Source organism: Mesorhizobium huakuii (genome assembly GCF_030160235.1).
GTDB classification, from domain to species: Bacteria; Pseudomonadota; Alphaproteobacteria; order Rhizobiales; family Rhizobiaceae; genus Mesorhizobium; species Mesorhizobium huakuii.
Genome location: NZ_BSNY01000039.1, coordinates 12,253 through 28,005, shown reverse-complemented (window position 1 = coordinate 28,005; position 15,753 = coordinate 12,253). Strand labels below are relative to the sequence as shown.

16 protein-coding genes and 1 pseudogene are annotated in these 15,753 nt (G+C 65.2%); 11 read left to right on the top strand and 6 right to left on the bottom strand.

Annotation, left to right across the window (positions count from 1 at the left end; genetic code table 11):
• Nucleotides 1-28: 28 nt before the first annotated feature.
• Nucleotides 29-1,732 carry an FAD-dependent oxidoreductase gene (locus QQK95_RS20535; protein WP_284276056.1) on the top strand — a complete coding sequence of 568 codons (1,704 nt, stop codon included), beginning with the start codon at nucleotides 29-31 and terminating at the stop codon, nucleotides 1,730-1,732.
• Nucleotides 1,732-2,040, top strand: coding sequence for a UBP-type zinc finger domain-containing protein (locus QQK95_RS20530; RefSeq protein ID WP_284276054.1), 309 nt, complete (start codon nucleotides 1,732-1,734; stop codon nucleotides 2,038-2,040). Before QQK95_RS20535 ends, QQK95_RS20530 begins: the two co-directional genes overlap by 1 nt.
• 83 nt (nucleotides 2,041-2,123) lie before the next feature.
• Here the strand turns inward: QQK95_RS20530 and QQK95_RS20525 are convergent, their stop codons facing one another.
• Together QQK95_RS20525 and QQK95_RS20520 are read right to left on the bottom strand one after the other, a co-directional pair.
• Complete coding sequence (locus tag QQK95_RS20525; RefSeq protein WP_284276053.1) at nucleotides 2,124-2,435, bottom strand: hypothetical protein; 312 nt, start codon at nucleotides 2,433-2,435, stop codon at nucleotides 2,124-2,126.
• Nucleotides 2,436-2,489: 54 nt separating this feature from the next.
• Complete coding sequence (locus tag QQK95_RS20520; protein WP_284276051.1) at nucleotides 2,490-2,972, bottom strand: DUF2127 domain-containing protein; 483 nt, start codon at nucleotides 2,970-2,972, stop codon at nucleotides 2,490-2,492.
• 38 nt (nucleotides 2,973-3,010) lie between these two features.
• Here QQK95_RS20520 and QQK95_RS20515 point away from each other — a divergent pair, with 38 nt between their 5' ends.
• The gene (locus QQK95_RS20515; RefSeq protein ID WP_284276049.1) at nucleotides 3,011-3,553 is read left to right on the top strand and encodes a phosphatase PAP2 family protein; all 543 of its coding nucleotides are present in this window, start codon (nucleotides 3,011-3,013) and stop codon (nucleotides 3,551-3,553) included.
• An 83-nt stretch (nucleotides 3,554-3,636) separates the two neighbouring features.
• Here QQK95_RS20515 and QQK95_RS20510 read toward each other — a convergent pair.
• From QQK95_RS20510 to QQK95_RS20500, 3 genes and pseudogenes are all read right to left on the bottom strand, one after another.
• Nucleotides 3,637-4,004, bottom strand: a pseudogene (locus QQK95_RS20510) (YkvA family protein); the annotation flags it as partial.
• 106 nt (nucleotides 4,005-4,110) lie between these two features.
• The gene (locus QQK95_RS20505; protein ID WP_284276047.1) at nucleotides 4,111-4,290 is read right to left on the bottom strand and encodes a hypothetical protein; all 180 of its coding nucleotides are present in this window, start codon (nucleotides 4,288-4,290) and stop codon (nucleotides 4,111-4,113) included.
• A 96-nt stretch (nucleotides 4,291-4,386) separates the two neighbouring features.
• A complete protein-coding gene (locus QQK95_RS20500; protein ID WP_284276045.1) occupies nucleotides 4,387-6,450 on the bottom strand; it encodes a transcriptional regulator in 2,064 nt (687 codons plus the stop codon).
• Nucleotides 6,451-6,623: 173 nt separating this feature from the next.
• Between QQK95_RS20500 and QQK95_RS20495 the strand changes: the two genes are divergently transcribed.
• The 3 genes from QQK95_RS20495 to QQK95_RS20485 all read left to right on the top strand — a co-directional run bounded on the left by QQK95_RS20495 (nucleotide 6,624) and on the right by QQK95_RS20485 (nucleotide 9,637).
• On the top strand, nucleotides 6,624-7,712 hold the full coding sequence (locus tag QQK95_RS20495; RefSeq protein ID WP_284276043.1) for a PLP-dependent cysteine synthase family protein: 1,089 nt from the start codon (nucleotides 6,624-6,626) through the stop codon (nucleotides 7,710-7,712).
• 13 nt (nucleotides 7,713-7,725) lie between these two features.
• Entirely contained in the window at nucleotides 7,726-9,213 is a 1,488-nt protein-coding gene (locus tag QQK95_RS20490; RefSeq protein WP_284276041.1) for a pyridoxal phosphate-dependent decarboxylase family protein, read from the top strand.
• Between the two features lie 67 nt (nucleotides 9,214-9,280).
• Complete coding sequence (locus QQK95_RS20485) at nucleotides 9,281-9,637, top strand: hypothetical protein (RefSeq protein WP_284276039.1); 357 nt, start codon at nucleotides 9,281-9,283, stop codon at nucleotides 9,635-9,637.
• 28 nt (nucleotides 9,638-9,665) lie between these two features.
• Here QQK95_RS20485 and QQK95_RS20480 read toward each other — a convergent pair whose 3' ends face one another.
• A complete protein-coding gene (locus tag QQK95_RS20480) occupies nucleotides 9,666-11,183 on the bottom strand; it encodes a winged helix-turn-helix domain-containing tetratricopeptide repeat protein (protein ID WP_284276037.1) in 1,518 nt (505 codons plus the stop codon).
• A 228-nt stretch (nucleotides 11,184-11,411) separates the two neighbouring features.
• Here QQK95_RS20480 and QQK95_RS20475 point away from each other — a divergent pair, with 228 nt between their 5' ends.
• From QQK95_RS20475 to QQK95_RS20455, 5 genes are all read left to right on the top strand, one after another.
• Nucleotides 11,412-11,660 carry a DUF1127 domain-containing protein gene (locus tag QQK95_RS20475; RefSeq protein WP_284276035.1) on the top strand — a complete coding sequence of 83 codons (249 nt, stop codon included), beginning with the start codon at nucleotides 11,412-11,414 and terminating at the stop codon, nucleotides 11,658-11,660.
• Nucleotides 11,661-11,892: 232 nt separating this feature from the next.
• A complete protein-coding gene (locus QQK95_RS20470) occupies nucleotides 11,893-12,264 on the top strand; it encodes a hypothetical protein (RefSeq protein ID WP_284276033.1) in 372 nt (123 codons plus the stop codon).
• A gap of 110 nt (nucleotides 12,265-12,374) precedes the next feature.
• Nucleotides 12,375-13,001: a CDGSH iron-sulfur domain-containing protein gene (locus QQK95_RS20465; RefSeq protein ID WP_284276031.1), complete on the top strand. Its 627-nt coding sequence runs from the start codon at nucleotides 12,375-12,377 to the stop codon at nucleotides 12,999-13,001.
• Nucleotides 13,002-13,059: 58 nt separating this feature from the next.
• A complete protein-coding gene (locus QQK95_RS20460; protein WP_284276029.1) occupies nucleotides 13,060-13,362 on the top strand; it encodes a cupredoxin domain-containing protein in 303 nt (100 codons plus the stop codon).
• 215 nt (nucleotides 13,363-13,577) lie between these two features.
• Entirely contained in the window at nucleotides 13,578-15,620 is a 2,043-nt protein-coding gene (locus tag QQK95_RS20455) for a hydantoinase/oxoprolinase family protein (RefSeq protein WP_284276027.1), read from the top strand.
• Nucleotides 15,621-15,753: the final 133 nt, after the last annotated feature.

The following is a 15,753-nucleotide window of genomic DNA, read 5'->3' as shown; positions in this document are numbered from 1 at the left end:
GGGCCGCGGCTTCGCTACGCTTGCGGCCATGTCTCAATCCAGCACTGCGATCTTCGGCGCCCGTCGCGACCAGGCCTTTCCCACGCTGAGCGAGGCCGACATCGACCATATGCGCCGGTTCGGCGAGGCCAGCGCCTATGCGGCCGGCGAGCACATCATCAAGGCCGGCGATGTCGCGCCAGGCCTGATCGTCGTGCTGTCGGGCAAGGTCGATATCACCCAGGATGGGCTCGGCCGGCGCGAGACGATCGTCACCCACGGCCCCGGCAGCTTCGTCGGCGAGCTGGCGCAGCTTTCGGCCCGGCCCTCGCTGGTCAATGCCGAGGCCGCCGGGCCGGTCGAGGCTTTCGTCATTCCCTCGCGGCGGGTGCGCGACCTGATGGTGCAGGAGGCCAATCTCGGCGAGCGCATCATGCGGGCGCTCATCCTGCGCCGCGTCGGGCTCTTGGAAAGCGCCACCAGCGGGCCGATCATCATCGGACCATCAGGCAATGCCGACGTGCTGCGGCTGCAGGGCTTCCTGGCCCGCAGCGGCCAGCCGCACCGCGTGCTCGATTCCGGCGGCGACCCCTGCGCCAAAACCCTGGTCGAGCGCTTCGATGTCGACCCGCACCATCTGCCCGTCGTGCTGTGTCCGAACGGCAGGCTGCTGATGAATCCGAGCGAGAAGGATCTTGCCCGCTGCATCGGCCTGCTCAGGCCGATCGATGCCGATACGCTGTATGATGTCGCCATTGTCGGCGCCGGGCCGGCGGGGCTGGCGGCGGCGGTCTATGCGGCTTCTGAAGGGCTGTCGACCATCGTGCTCGATTGCCGGGCCTTCGGCGGACAGGCCGGCGCCTCCTCGCGCATCGAGAACTATCTCGGCTTCCCCACCGGCATCACCGGTATGGCGCTGATGGCGCGCGCCTACAACCAGGCGCAGAAATTCGGCGTCGAAATGGTGATCCCGGACGAGGCGAAGCTGTTGAGTGCGGCAACCGACAATTCAGGCGCCCGTTACCTGCTCGATGTCGGCGATGGCGAGACGGTGCGCACACGCAGCGTCGTGATCGCCAGCGGCGCGCGTTACCGCCGTCTCGACGTCGCCAATTTGTCGCAGTTCGAGGGAACCTCGGTGCACTATTGGGCTTCGCCCATCGAAGGCCGGCTCTGCGCCGGCCAGGAGGTGGCGCTGGTCGGCGCCGGCAATTCGGCGGGCCAAGCGGCGGTCTACCTCGCCAGCCATGCGCGCAAGGTGGCGCTGCTGGCGCGGGGCGGCAGCCTCGATGCCTCGATGTCGCGCTATCTGGTGGAGCGCATCAAGGCGCAACCGAACATCGAGGTGCTGACCCAGACCGAAATCGAGGCGCTGGAGGGCGAGGAAGGCAATCTCGCCACTGTCCGCTGGCGCAACCGCGTCAGCGGCCAGGTGACGACGCGCCCGATCAGCCACCTCTTCCTGTTCATAGGCGCCGACCCGAACACCGACTGGCTCGCGCAATGCAATGTGGCGCTGGACGCCAAGGGTTTCATCCGCACCGGATCGGAGCTCGGACCCGAGCATGGCCTGATGGAAACCAGCCGTAGCGGCGTGTTTGCCATCGGCGACGTCCGTTGCGGTTCGGTCAAGCGCGTCGCGGCGGCCGTCGGCGAAGGTGCCCAGGTGGTCGCGGCCTTGCATGCCTATCTCGCGCGAGACGGCAGCCCCGCCGTCACGCCTCAAAGCATGGTCCCGAGAAGGAGAGTGTGATGGCGGACGAATGCAAGCATGCGGCTGGGATCAAGGACGTGACGCCGAGCGCGCTCGGCTGCGAGGAATGCCTGAAGAGCGGCTCGTGGTGGGTGCATCTGCGGCTCTGCCGCACCTGCGGACACGTCGGCTGCTGCGACGACTCGCCCAACCGCCACGCGACAAAGCATTTCCACGCCACCAGCCATCCCGTCATCGAGGGCTACGATCCGCCGGAAGGCTGGGGCTGGTGCTATGTCGACGAGGTCTTTCCCGACCTCGGCGACCGCACGACGCCGCAGAACGGCCCGATCCCGCGCTTTTATTGAGGTGCCGCGCCAGGCAGCCAAGTTTCCGAGGCGAGAAAAGCCCGGCGACCGGGTTTTTTCGACCGATAATGCCGACCTCGCGATCAGTCCCGCTTTGGCGTCATCGGAGCGGGCGCCGGATTGTCGACGCTGTTTTCATTCACCTGGAAGGCCTTTCCATCGACCTTCCTTTTCTTGAGATCATCGCTGGTCTGCGGTCGCGGCGGGCGCTCAGGATTTTGCTCGGTGTTTTCGTTGACGTCGAGGGCTCGGGTCATGATGTCTTCCAGAAGCTGTCCTGTAAGACAATGTTCGAGAGGGCACGAGGGTTCCGCCGGCAAAGCAGGGGCGCTCCTTGCAATCAGGCGTTCGTAGCCGGACCGCGGCAGCGTTTTACAATCGATCCGTCGGCCCATCTCGTGCCGTCATTCAGGAAACAGGGACAAGGACAAGGCGGGAAAAATCAACGGTCATGCCGGCTTGTGCTGTCGCACGATCCTCCACTCATGCCAGATCAACACCATGACGACAGCATCGAAGACGGTCAGGACCAGCAGGCCGAATGAATGGGTGTATGAGTAGCGGTAGACCTGGTAGATCATGAACAAGCCCAATGCCGCGAGCGATGCCGGGTACGACCAGAGCTTGCCCCGCAAAAGCCCGACAACCAGGGCAAGCTTTATCAGGCCATGGCTCAGCAGGTAGAAGGCATAGAACTCCTTGTTGGCGATCGAAAAATGGCTTGCCATCTGCGACAGATGGCCAGCTATGAAATCGTTCGGATCCTCGATCAACTCCTCTGCCGTGAGGGCATTGACCCAGGAGGCAATGGTATCGGTCGTGACGACATAGAGCAGAATCCCGCCGATGCATTCGATCAGGGCATGCGCGCCCTTCAGCCATACGCCGACTTCGAAGATCTGATGGATGCGATGTTCATTGACGGGTTTCAAGAATCCACCTCACAACCAACCACGGAAACCCACGCCAAATGGATGTAGCTTTAACACACTGGATAAATGCCGCGGCTGGTATCAGCCCCTTTCTTGATAAGACGATGATCGGCGTCTCACAAATCGGCGTTCCTCTCATGGTGCTGGCTGTGGTCCTGCAATGGTGGGCAAAGGTTGACCGCTACCATGTTCGCCACGCGGCCGTGTCGGCCGGTCTGGCGTTCTTGCTCGGTCTGGCGATCAACCAGTTCATTCTTCTGTTCGTGCATCGGATACGGCCCTACGATGCCGGCGTGACGCATCTGTTGATTGCGCCCAGTGCCGACTGGTCGTTCCCATCCGATCACGCGACAGCCAGCATTGCGATTGTCGCCGCCTTTGCGCTGCAAGGCCTGCCGCGCCGGACGATTGCGCTGTTCGCCACGGCATTCCTGATCTGCTGGTCGAGGATCTACATCGGGACGCACTACCTGACCGACGTTGTCGGCGGGGCCATCACGGGCGTCCTGGGTGCCATCGTGGTGCGACTGGCTTACCGCGAGAACTCCCGTCTGGACAAACTGGTGACCAAAATCCTTTAGCCAGGCGCTGCCCAAGGAGGTGTTCGGGAGGGCGATCGAGCTTTTCCCAAACCACGGGGGGAGGCGGTTTCAAATCGGCCCGCGAAGTATCGAGATGCCAGCCATCCCGCCAGCGCGACCGAAGCGACCCATATACAGGCGATGATCACCGCCGCGCCGCGGTTCACTGGCCTGTCGACCGCCAGGGCGGCGGCCTCCCTGTGTTCTGCCATGACTTCGGGCGGCGTCATCTGACCACGGCAAGGATGCCCAAGGGGACCAGGATCGCCTCGTCGAGATAGCCAGCCACGGGGATGAAATCGGGGATCAGGTCGATTGGCGACAAGGCGTAGCCCGCGACACACTGCAAGCGCCTTGGCGCACCACGGCGTTCGGGATCGCGCGCGGCGAGGTAGAGCGCATGCACGTCGCGCTTGATCGTTCTTGCCCATTCATTCAGTGTCGTAGCCATTGGCTAGCGCCAAATGCTGAGGCGCCGATAGCGCACGCAGAGCGCCTGGCAGGAGGGTCGGCGGCCCCTCGATATGCGCGGCCTTCCAACAGGCGTTCGCTGCCGCCTATCGCACCGACCCGGTGACCGTCCGGTCGACGTCGGGAACGGATTTGCGGTCGTTGCCGGCAAGCGCGGCTACGAGCAGCAGGCTGGCCACCACCGGAACGAACAGGACGGCGACACGGGCCTGTACATGAAGAATGGCGCGCCATTCGTTGCTGCGCTTGTCGGGGCTGTCGCTCATCATACTCACTTTGCCATGGACCCCCCGAGAGGTCACATAGAGGTGAACCGTTAAACAACTCCTTCCGACTTCGTTAACGGGGCTGCAAGCGCGAAATCAGTTGAGCCCGATGCGCCTCGCGCCCTGCCGGAACAGCGCCTCGGCATCGGGGTCGAAGCGGAAAGTGCCGATGAAATCGTCGGCGCGGTAATCAGGCAATGTCCGGCGGATGGCGGCGGCGAAGCCGCGCGCCTCGTCGAGCCGGCCGGCAAGCGCCAGGCAGTGCGCGGCGATCGCCAGGATGATGGTGTGGGCATTGGGTCGCGCCGCCGCCTTCAGCGCCCATTCGGCCGCCTCTTCGAACTGGCCGAGCCGGACATGCGACATGGCGCGCGACCCCAGCATGCCGAACAGCAGCGGGTCGAAGGGGCTGAGATGCCGTGAATGGTCCGACGAGCTTATCGCCGCCCGCGGGTCGCCCGACTGCGAGTGGACGAAGGACAGCGCGTAATGGCCGAGCGCGAAATTCGGGCTGAGATCCACGGCCCGCCCCAGTTCGGCGAGCGACCCGTCCTGCTCGCCGCGCAGCCACAGCGCCCGGCCCATCGCCCAGTGCGCGGCCGGATTGTGGTCGTCGACCAGCAGGCCGTGGCCAGCACTCTCATAGGCCAGCGCGCTTTCGCGGTCGCGGTCGCCCCAGCGCTGGAAGGCATTCTGCCAGTGGGTGAAGGACAGGCCGGCATAGGCGCGGGCAAAAGTCGGGTCGAGCTGCAGGGCCTTGTCGAAGAAGTGCCGCGCCTGCTCGTTCTCGGCCTGGGTGAAGCGGTACATGTGCCAGAGGCCGCGATGGTAGGCCTCCCAGGCATTGAGCGAGTTGGGCGCCTTCAGCATGGCGCGGTTGCGCTCGACCGTCTCGATCTCGGCCGAGATCGACGACACGATGCTGTCGCCGATATCGTCGAGCACGGCGAAGAGGTCGTCGGGCCTGCGCTCGAAGGTCTCCGCCCAGACGATCCTGGCGGTGCGCACCTCGACCAGCTCGACGCTGACGACCGGGCGGCTGGTCATGCTGCGCACCGTGCCCGTGGCGACATAATCGACGCCGAGCTTTCTGCCGGCCTCCTCCGGTGCGATGGCTTTCTCGGCCAGCGCGAACACCGATCCGCGCGCGATGACGAAGAAATCCCTGAGCTTGGCAAGCCGGGTGATGATGTCGTGGGTGAACCCGTCGGCCAGCCCGCCGCGCGCGCCGCTTTCGTCGACAAACGGCATCACCGCCAGCGAAGCGTGGCTGGGTTCGACCGGACCGGCATCACCTGACGGGACCACCAATTGCGGCAGCGTGGACGGGCCGGCCGGTTGCGCCTTGAGCGAGGTGCCGGACTGTCGATCGCGGATTGCCTGCCAGGCCGCGCGAAGTGGCGCGAAATCCAGGTCCTCGGACCGAAACAGCCGTTCCGCCGAAGCCAGATGCTCCTCGGCCGCGCCAACGGCGCCGCGCTCCGCCAGATTCGACAGCAAGGCCAGATGCGCGCGCGTGTCGAATGGTGCCAGCTCGACCCATTTATCGAGATGCGTGGACATTTCGGGGGAGCCCGCCGGATGATCTACGGCAAGCTGTTCCAATATGGCGGCATGGCAGGTTTGAAAACGCCGGCGCTGGGCGACCAGCCAGCCGTCGAAAAGCGGGCTCCGCACCAGCTCCAGCCCTTCGAGCAGATCGCCGGCGAAGAGTTTTGCCAGCGCCAGCAGCCGTTCCACATCAAACGTGGCGATCCCTTGCGCGGCGGCATGGCTGATCTCCAGCGCATCGACAAGGCAGCCTTCGAGATCGAGCGCGACCGTATCGCCTTCTGTGGTGACCCGGCGCCGGTTCGGCGTGTCGAGAGCGCCGCGCAGCTTGCTCAGGCACCAGCGCAATTCGCTGCGGGGATCGTTGGGCACATCCCACAACAGTTCGCACAGGCGGCTGCGGCCTACGGCGTGCGGCGCCAGCGCCAGATAGGCCAGGAGCGCGCGCAACTTGCGCGATGCCGGCAGCGCCACGGGCACGCCATCGCGCAGGATTTCCAGTGGTCCGAGCAGGCGCACGGTCAGGCGCGGCCCATCGCCGTCCAGCCTCGATGGTGCGGATTCCACGTGCGTTTCCACGCCTGCTCCCACGTTGGCCCGTCGGCCCATGTTCTATCACCAAACACGACACGACGCATCCGGCGGCGAATCGCGCCGGATGCGGCTGTTGCCGCATCGCCGGCACGTCAGCCTAGCGTGGCAAGGTCTCGAAACCTCGCCGCCCAACCCGCCGGTTTGTAACCGGCCTGTGACGACAACGAGCACAGACAAGGAGTTCTTCCATGTTGCAGCAACGGAAAATCAGAACCACCGCCGGTCGCGGTCGCCTGTTCGACAGCATTCTCGACACAGTCGGCGACACGCCGGTGGTGCGCATCAACAATCTCGGACCGGCCCATGCGACGATCTACGTCAAGGCCGAGTTCTTCAACCCCGGCGCTTCGGTCAAGGACCGGCTGGCGCTCAACATCATCGAGGAGGGCGAGCGCAGCGGCGCGTTGAAGCCCGGCCAGACCGTGGTCGAGGCGACCAGCGGCAACACCGGCATTGGGCTGGCCATGGTCTGCGCGCAGAAGGGCTATCCGCTGGTCGTCACCATGGCCGACAGCTTTTCCGTCGAGCGCCGCAAGCTGATGCGCATGCTCGGCGCCAAGGTGGTGCTGACGCCGCGCGCCGAAAAGGGCTTCGGCATGTACAAGAAGGCGGTGGAGCTGGCCGAGGCCAATGGCTGGTTCCTCGCCCGCCAGTTCGAGACGGCGGCCAACGCCGCCATCCATGAGGCCACCACGGCACGCGAGATCGTCAATGATTTCGCCGGCTCGCGGCTCGACTGCTTCGTCACCGGCTACGGCACCGGCGGCACCGTCGTCGGCGTGGCGCGCGTGCTGCGCCGCGAGCGGCCGGAGACCCGCATCGTGCTCTCCGAACCGGCCAATGCCCAGCTGATCGGCAGCGGCAAGCCGCAGCAGCGCGGTGTCCATGGCGCCCCCGCCGCCAGCCACCCGGCCTTCGAGCCGCATCCGATCCAGGGCTGGACGCCGGATTTCATCCCCAACGTGCTGCAGGAAGCGATCGACGCCAGCCTCTATGACGAGGTGACGCCGATTGCCGGACCCGAAGGCATCAAATGGGCCAAGGCCTTGGCGCAGAAGGAAGGCATCTTCACCGGCATTTCCGGCGGCGCCACCTTTGCCGTGGCGCGGCAGGTCGCGGAGAAGGCGCCGGCCGGATCGGTGATCCTGTGCATGCTGCCCGACACCGGCGAGCGCTACATGTCGACGCCGCTGTTCGACGGCATCGAGGCCGAGATGGATGCCGAGGAGATGGCGCTGTCGCGCTCGACGCCCGGCTGCCAGTTCCCGGCGGCTTGACGGGAGACCGGCCATGGACATCGCGCAGGAAACCCTCGGCATGCTGGCCGAGGAAACGCTCGACCCCGCCGACTGGGCCGCGGTGCAAGCCCTGTCGCACCAGATCATCGACGATGCCGTCGACTACCTCGGCGATGTCAGGGACCGGCCGGCCTGGCGCGAGATGCCGGCGGAGGTGCGAGAAGCCTTCGCGGCACCCTTGCCGCGATCGCCGGTGCCGCTGGCCGCTGTCTATGACGAGGTCACGCGCACGGTGATGTCGTACCCGATGGGCAACATCCATCCACGCTTCTGGGCCTGGTACATGGGGTCGAGCAACTTCACCGGCGCGCTCGGCGACTTCCTGGCGGCAATCCAGGGCTCCAATCTCGGCGGCGGCAACCACGCCGCCGGGCTGATGGACAGCCAGGTGGTGAACTGGTGCAAGCAGATGCTGGGCTTTCCGGCTTCCGCCTCCGGCACGCTGGTCAGCGGCGGCTCCATGGCCAACATCATCGGCCTGACCGTGGCGCGCAACACCAAGGCCGGTATCGACGTGCGCGAGCACGGCGTCGCCGCAATCCAAAAGCCGCTGCGTTTCTATGGCTCGGACCAGATCCATTCCTGCCACCGCAAGGCGATGGAAGCGCTCGGCCTCGGCAACAGGGCGCTGCGGCGCATCCCGACGGATGCCGGCTTGCGCATCGATATACCGGCCTTGCGTGCGGCGATCGTTGAAGACCGCGAAGCCGGTTTCAAGCCGGCCTGCGTCATCGGCAATGCCGGCACGGTGAACACCGGCGCGGTCGACGATCTGCGCGCGCTTGCCAAACTCGCGCATGAGGAAGGCCTATGGTTCCATGTCGATGGCTGCATCGGCGCGCTGATCGCGATCGCGCCCGACAATGCGCACCGCGTTGCCGGCATCGAATGGGCCGATTCCGTCGCGCTCGATCCGCACAAATGGCTGCATGCGCCGTTCGAGGTCGGCTGCGCGCTGGTCAGGGATGCCGTCGCGCATCGCCGGACCTTCGCGGTGACGCCGGAATATCTGGAATCGACGCCGCGCGGCCTCGCCTCCGGCGAATGGCTGCACGATTACGGCCTGCAGACCTCGCGCGGCTTTCGCGCGCTGAAAGTCTGGATGGCGCTGAAGGAACATGGTGTCGACAAATTCGGTCGCCTCATCGACCAGAACATCGCGCAAGCCTCCTATCTCGCCGCACTCATCGAGGCCGAGCCGCTGCTGGAGCTGGCGATGTCGCCGACCATCAACATCGTCTGCTTCCGCTACCAGCCCGGCGTCACCGGCGAGGCGCTGAAGGCGCTCAACACCGAGATCATGCTGCGGCTGCAGGAACTGGGCATTGCCGTCCTTTCCGACACCACCGTGCATGGCGAACACTGGCTGCGCGTGGCGATCGCCAACCACCGCACAAGGCGTGACGATCTCGATCTTCTCGTCGGCGAAACGGTGCGGCTGGGGCGGGAGATCATGGCGGAAGGTCCTTCGGGGAAATAGTTCCAAAAGCGAGCGACAGGCATGGGCGGCCATGCGATTCTGCGGCGGTGATTCGGGAGGTCCGACCGTGACGCTGTTTCGTTTGGCCGTGCTCGCTGCACTCGTCTGCGCCAATTCGGCCGAGGCGGCCGACATGGCCTTCTTCGTCAAGAACCTGCGCAAGGAAGCGGTTGCGGTCGAGCTGTTCAGCCGCGACCGCGAAACGGTCTGGCCGGGCAACGACAAGGTGTTCCTGATCGACCCGAATTCCCAGAAATCGGTGCCGCTCTCCTGCAATCAGGGCGAGCGCATCTGCTACGGCGCCTGGGTCGACGGCAATGACCGGATTTCGGCCGGCGTCGGGCCTGACAACGACCAGCCTTGCGACACCTGCTGCTTCATCTGCGTGGAGCACACGACCGAGACGATCGACCTGGTGCCGTGATTGGCGCGCCTGCGCGCAGGAGGTCGCGTCAGTCCGGAAGACCGGCCTTGCGAAAACCATCGACGAAATGATCGCGCATAGCGTCGTCGCGGAAGGGCTCCGTCCAGACCCAGTAGCTGGTCGTGAAATGCGGGTTGCCGATGAGGAACATTTCGACCTCGGCGCGCGCTTCGTCGAGCCGGCCGAGTTGCGCCAGGCTCGCCGCCAGGAAGCGGCGTGAGCTCGTCCGGTAGGTCTCCTCCCGGCGCAAGGTCTCGACGGCGGCTTCGTAATCGCGCGCCGCATATTGCGCCTCGCCGAGCGTCAGATAGTACCAGCTGGCCGGATAGGGGTTGAGCCGGAACGCCTTGCGGATATGCTCTAGGCCTTCCTCGACCCGTCCGGCCAGAACCGCGATGTCGGACAAGGTCGCCCAAGCGTCGGCCTCGTTCGGGTCGAGTTCGAACGCCTTTGCGAATTCGGCTTCCGACTCCTCGAAGCTGTGCTCATAGGCGAGCAAATTGCCGAGCACCCAACGGCAGCCGGCATCATTGGGATCGATCGCCACCGCCTTGCGCGCCAGTTCCAGCGCGATGCGACGGTTGGGGTCGACGGGCTCGCCCCAATGCACCCATCCCATCCAATGGTTCATGGCAAGCCAGCGATGGGCTTCGGCATAGTCCGGATCGAGGGACACCGCGCGCGTCAACAGCAGATGCGCTTCCCGTGCGGTCTGCGGTGATTCCTCGATCAGCTTGCGCCCCCTTACGCACAGATCGTAGGCCTCGAGATTTGTCGGCCGGTTGCGTGGTGGCGGCGGCCGTAGCCGGCCGAGAAGCGCCTCCACGATCTTGGCCGTGGCCTCGTCCTGGACGGCGAAGATATCGTCCAGGCCGCGATCGAAGCGTTCGGCCCACAGATGCTCGCCGCTCTTGGCGTCGACCAGCTGTGCGTTGATGCGCACGCGCCCCGCGGCGCGCCTGGCGCTGCCCTCCAGGAGATAGCGCACGCCAAGCTCCTCGGCGATCGCGCGCACGTCCATCGCCTTGCCCTTGTAGGCAAAGGTCGAGTTGCGCGCGATGACGAACAGGCCCGGGGCCCTGGACAGATCGGTGATCAAATCTTCGGTCAACCCGTCGGCGAAGGCCTCCTGTTCGGGATCGTTGCTGAGATTGACGAAAGGCAGCACCGCTATCGATGGTTTGTCGGGCAGCGGCAAGGGTTTGCGTTTCGCCCGGTCAAGCTGTTCGATGGCGCCCGTGAAACGGTAGCCGACGCGGGGCACCGTCGATATCCATTCGCCGCCATCGGCGGGCGGACCAAGCAGCTTGCGCAGCTGCGCGATCTGGACGGTGAGGTTGCCCTCCTCGACCGCCGTGCCCGGCCACGCCGCGTCCATCAGCTCGGCCTTCTCCAGGATTTCGCCGGGCCGTCCGACGAGTGCGGCAAGCAGCTTCAGGCCGCGATAGCCGACGGCGACGGGATCGTCGTTCCGAAGCAGCGTTCCCGCACCCGGATCAAGCACGAACGGACCAAAGGCAAAGCGCGATCCCTGCATAGGGCGCATCTATAGAGCAAATCCAGGAAAAGTGTGAGGCGGTTTCAACGGGAAAAGCGTACCGCCTCTTCCCAGGGAATGACGCCAAAACAACGCGTTAGGGTCTGTTTGGAACTTTTGAGAACTATTTGGCAGGGCTTAATTACGGCGCCCTCCATATCCTGCAGAATTCAACCTCGTTCAGATCAAAGGCCGCCCATTCTCAAGCCTGTGGGCGTCAACCATATGGAGGTTGTCATGACCAATATTCTTGCATCGGCCCCGCATCAGGCAGTGCGGCGGGGACTGTGTGTCGGGCAGACATCGCGCCGGCGCTACAGCCTTGCCACCTTGCGGAACACCATCGCGGCCTGGCGTCAACAGACACGCTTTCGCTGGGACCTCAAGCGGATCTCGGAAGTTAACCCGCATCTGATCGACGATATCGGTTTGACCCCACGGCAGGTCGATGAAGAGATCGCCAAGCTGCCCTTCTGGCAACGCTAGGCAAAAGCCTGCGATGACGCGGGTTAGAGCAATTCCAGGAAAAGTGTGAGCGGTTTTCCCGGGAAAAGCGCGTAGCGCTTTCCCTAGGGAATTGCGTCAAAACAAAGAGCTCTGGTCGTTTAGCTCCAGCGATTATATCAGCGATTGTCGCCATCATCCCTTTAGCGTCGGCCCTTGTCATGGCATGATGACCCGATCGGCCGTGGGGGCCGATTCTTCATCGGGGGTTTCCATGTCTTTGACACCAGCGCGCCGGCTTGCCGCCGCGTTTTCGCTTGCCATCCTGTTTGCACCAGCCGCCCATGCCGGCGACGTCACCTTTGCCATCAAGAACAGCCATCCCAACGCCATGCGGCTCGAGCTCTACAGCCAGGACCGAGACTATGTCTGGCCTGGCAACGGCAAGGACTTCTATCTCGATGACGGCGAGACCAAGTCGCTGCCGATCTCCTGCAACGAAGGCGAATCGATCTGCTACGGCGCCTGGGTCGATGGCGACGAGGGCACCTATTGGGGCGTCGGACCCGGCAACAAGGAAAAATGCGAGGATTGCTGCTACACCTGCAGCGGCGGCGAGACCGAGGAGATCAATCTCGTCCCCTGACCGGTTTGCCAGCTTGACGGTTTTCCCCATGGGAGCCATAGCCTGTGCCGATACCCAAAGCGCGCCGCGTCTGTTCAGCCGCGACGCGCCCAGGCAAGAGGAGCACGGCAATGGCAGGCACGGTCGAAGGTGAGAAGATCGACGTCGGCTTCGCCGGCAAGCGCTGCATCCATTCGCGCAACTGCGTGCTCGGCGATCCGCATGTCTTCGAGCCCAACGCGCCGGGGCAATGGATCCATCCCGATGCGGCCAGCGTCGAGAAGATCGTTGCCATAGCCGAAAGCTGTCCGTCCGGCGCCATCACCTATGTCAGGAAGGATGGCGGGCCGCAGGAACAGCCGCCGGTGGTCAACACCGTGCGGCTGCGCGAAAACGGCCCGCTCGCCGTGCACGCCGAGATCGTGCTCGACGGCGAAACCTTCTATCGCGCCACGCTGTGCCGCTGCGGCGCGTCGGAAAACAAGCCGTTCTGCGACGGCAGCCACAACAAGGCCGGCTTCGCCGCCACCGGCGAACCTCCGCTGAAGGACACGCCGGCGCTCGAAGCGCGCAACGGCCCGTTGAAAGTGACGCCGACCGCCAACGGCCCGCTCAAGCTCGAAGGCAATGTCGAGATCGTCACCGGCACCGGCCACACGATCGACCGAACGCAACGCGCCTTCCTCTGCCGCTGCGGCCACTCGGCCAACAAGCCGTTTTGTGACAATACGCATAAGAAGATCGGCTTCGTGGCATAAAAGGCCGTTCGCCAGCGTTGGTGTAGGATGAGGGTTCGCGTTCAGGAGGAAATCCACCATGCGCACCATGCTCGTTCTTGCTCTGCTTGCCTTTGCCATGCCCGCCTATGCCGCCAATCATGCGGTCCAGATCAAGGGCATGAAGTTTAACCCGTCGAAAATCTCGGTCGCCGTTGGCGATACCATCACTTTCACCAATGCCGACCCCATGACCCACACCGCCACTGCGCTCGATGGCTCCTTCGACACCGGCCATCTCGCCACCGGCAAGAGCGCCAAGGTCAAGGTATCGGCTGCCGGCGCACATCCATTCCATTGTGCGATCCACAGCTCGATGAAGGGCATTGTCACAGCCAAATAGCGGCATCCTCGCCAGACCCTCTCCCGCCAACGCAAGAAGACCTATTGCGTGGGCGGGAGAGATGGTCCCTGGCGTTGCGGTCAAAGCCGCCGATCCTCTCTCGGGGGGATCGGGGCTCGTATTGCGGCCATCGCGTGTTGGCCCAGCGCTCGCGCCTTTATCCGTAGGCCCGTATCGGCTAAGGGGCGGGGCAGAAGAACTCTCGGACCTACCAAATGACCGCCAAGACCAAGCCAAAGCCGCTGTTCCTCGGGATCGATACCGGTGGCACCTACACCGACGCCGTGCTGTGGTCCGAGACCGAAGGGCCGCAGCAGGGGCCGAACAAGGGCAAGGTGCTGGCCAAGGCCAAGGCGCTGACCACGCGGCATGATCTCGCCGTCGGCATTTCCGGCGCCGTCGACGCGGTGCTCGAAAAGTCCGGCACCGATCCGGCCGCGATCAAGCTGGTCTCGATGTCGACGACGCTTGCCACCAATGCCTTGGTCGAAGGCCAGGGCGGCCGCGTCGCGCTCGTCATGATCGGCTTTTCCGAAGCCGACCTCGCCCGCGACGGGCTGAAGACGGCGCTCGGCACCGATCCGGTGGTTTTTTGCCCGGGCGGCCACGACGTCCACGGCAATGCCGCCAGGCTCGACCTGTCGGGCCTGGAAGAGGCCCTGCCGGAACTCGGCGCCTCGGTGTCCGGCTTTGCCGTTTGCGCCTATTTCGCCACCCGCAACCCGGCGCATGAGATCGCCACCCGCGAGTTGATCCGCGACAGAACCGGCCTGCCGGTCACCGCGAGCCACGAACTGTCGGCCAAGCTCGGCGGCCCGCGACGGGCGCTGACCACCCTGCTCAACGCCAGGCTGATTTCGATGATCGACCGGCTGGTGGCCGCGACCGAAGGGTTTTTGCAAGCCCGCGACATCGCCGCTCCCCTGATGGTGGTGCGCGGCGACGGTGCGCTGGTCTCGGCGGCGTTCGCCCGCCAGCGGCCTATCGAGACAATCCTCTCCGGCCCGGCGGCCAGCCTGGTCGGCGCCCGCCACATGACCGGGCTCGACAATGCTGTGGTCTCCGACATTGGCGGCACCACCACCGACGTCGCCGTGCTCGACAAGGGCCGGCCGCGGCTTGACCCCGAAGGCGCCACCGTCGGCGGTTTCCGCACCATGGTCGAGGCCGTCGCCATGCGCACTTTCGGCCTTGGCGGCGATTCCGAAGTGGCGCTGGAGGACGGCGCGTTCAATCCAAGGATCCTGCTTGGGCCGCGCCGCCTGGTGCCGCTGGCGCTGGCCGGCATGGCGCATGGCGACGCCGTCAGATCGGAACTCGAACGCCAGCTGCGTTCGCCCAACCCCGGCCGCATGGATGGCCGCTTCGCGGTGCGCACCGGCGTGCCGGACAGGCTTGCCGCCGGGCTGACGGCTCCGGAAGCGCGGCTCTACGAGGCGATCGGCGCGACCCCGCTTGCCCTCGACAGGCTGCTGACGTCGAATGCCCAGAACGCCACCTTGAACCGGCTGGTCTCGCGCGGGCTGGTGCATATCTCAGGCTTCACCCCGTCGGACGCGGCGCACGTGCTGGGCAAGCAGGCCAATTGGGATGCAGCCACCGCCCGCCTCGGCGCCGAGCTGTTCGCCCGCAAGCGCGATGGCCGTGGCCAGCCTATCGCCGAGTCGTCGGAGGTAATCTCGGAGCGCGTGCTGGTGACGCTGACACGCTGGTCGGCCGAATATATCCTCGAAACCGCCTTCGCCGAGGACGGGCTCGATGGCGCCGCGACGGTGGCGCACGCGCTGGTGCAGCGCGCCGTCGACGCCCATCCCGGCATCGCCCGGCTGAGCGTCGCGCTCGACCGTCCTGTCATCGGCCTCGGCGCCTCGGCGCCGCTGCACTATGCCGGCCTGGCGCCGCTTGTCGGCAATGACTGCGTGGTGCCGGAGGACACCGATGTCGCCAACGCGCTCGGCGCCGTCGTCGGCCAGGTCAGGGTCTCGGCCGAAGCACGGGTCAGCCAGCCCAAGGAAGGGCTGTTCCGGCTTGCCTCCGGAGAAACGGTGCGCGATTTCCTCGACGAAGCGACTGCGATCGCCGCCGCCGAGGCCGATGTGCGGGCGATCGTCGCCGAGCGCGCCCGGGACGCCGGCACCGACAGCGCCGAGATCGACGTTGCGACGGAATTCAAGGTTTCCACCGTCGAAGCCCAGCGCATGTTCATCGAGGCGCATGTCGTGGCGGTGGCCTCGGGACGGCCAAGGATCGCGGTGTAGCCTTCTTCCTTCTCCCCGTTCTACGGGCGTTCGTCATTCGAAAAGCCAAGCAATTGGCTTTTCGTCCGCTATGCGGATCATGCCTCACCCCCGTAGAACGGGGAGAAGGACGCTGTTGTCGCCACCTTCGCCA

Bases quoted from the DNA above. Each gene is read 5' to 3' on its own strand.
- QQK95_RS20535 (WP_284276056.1), top strand. From the start codon at position 29: ATGTCTCAATCCAGCACTGCGATCTTCGGCGCCCGTCGCGACCAGGCC.
- QQK95_RS20530 (WP_284276054.1), top strand. From the start codon at position 1,732: ATGGCGGACGAATGCAAGCATGCGGCTGGGATCAAGGACGTGACGCCG.
- QQK95_RS20525 (WP_284276053.1), bottom strand. From the start codon at position 2,435: ATGGGCCGACGGATCGATTGTAAAACGCTGCCGCGGTCCGGCTACGAA.
- QQK95_RS20515 (WP_284276049.1), top strand. From the start codon at position 3,011: ATGGATGTAGCTTTAACACACTGGATAAATGCCGCGGCTGGTATCAGC.
- QQK95_RS20505 (WP_284276047.1), bottom strand. From the start codon at position 4,290: ATGAGCGACAGCCCCGACAAGCGCAGCAACGAATGGCGCGCCATTCTT.
- QQK95_RS20500 (WP_284276045.1), bottom strand. From the start codon at position 6,450: ATGGGCCGACGGGCCAACGTGGGAGCAGGCGTGGAAACGCACGTGGAA.
- QQK95_RS20495 (WP_284276043.1), top strand. From the start codon at position 6,624: ATGTTGCAGCAACGGAAAATCAGAACCACCGCCGGTCGCGGTCGCCTG.
- QQK95_RS20490 (WP_284276041.1), top strand. From the start codon at position 7,726: ATGGACATCGCGCAGGAAACCCTCGGCATGCTGGCCGAGGAAACGCTC.
- QQK95_RS20480 (WP_284276037.1), bottom strand. From the start codon at position 11,183: ATGCGCCCTATGCAGGGATCGCGCTTTGCCTTTGGTCCGTTCGTGCTT.
- QQK95_RS20475 (WP_284276035.1), top strand. From the start codon at position 11,412: ATGACCAATATTCTTGCATCGGCCCCGCATCAGGCAGTGCGGCGGGGA.
- QQK95_RS20470 (WP_284276033.1), top strand. From the start codon at position 11,893: ATGTCTTTGACACCAGCGCGCCGGCTTGCCGCCGCGTTTTCGCTTGCC.
- QQK95_RS20465 (WP_284276031.1), top strand. From the start codon at position 12,375: ATGGCAGGCACGGTCGAAGGTGAGAAGATCGACGTCGGCTTCGCCGGC.
- QQK95_RS20460 (WP_284276029.1), top strand. From the start codon at position 13,060: ATGCGCACCATGCTCGTTCTTGCTCTGCTTGCCTTTGCCATGCCCGCC.
- QQK95_RS20455 (WP_284276027.1), top strand. From the start codon at position 13,578: ATGACCGCCAAGACCAAGCCAAAGCCGCTGTTCCTCGGGATCGATACC.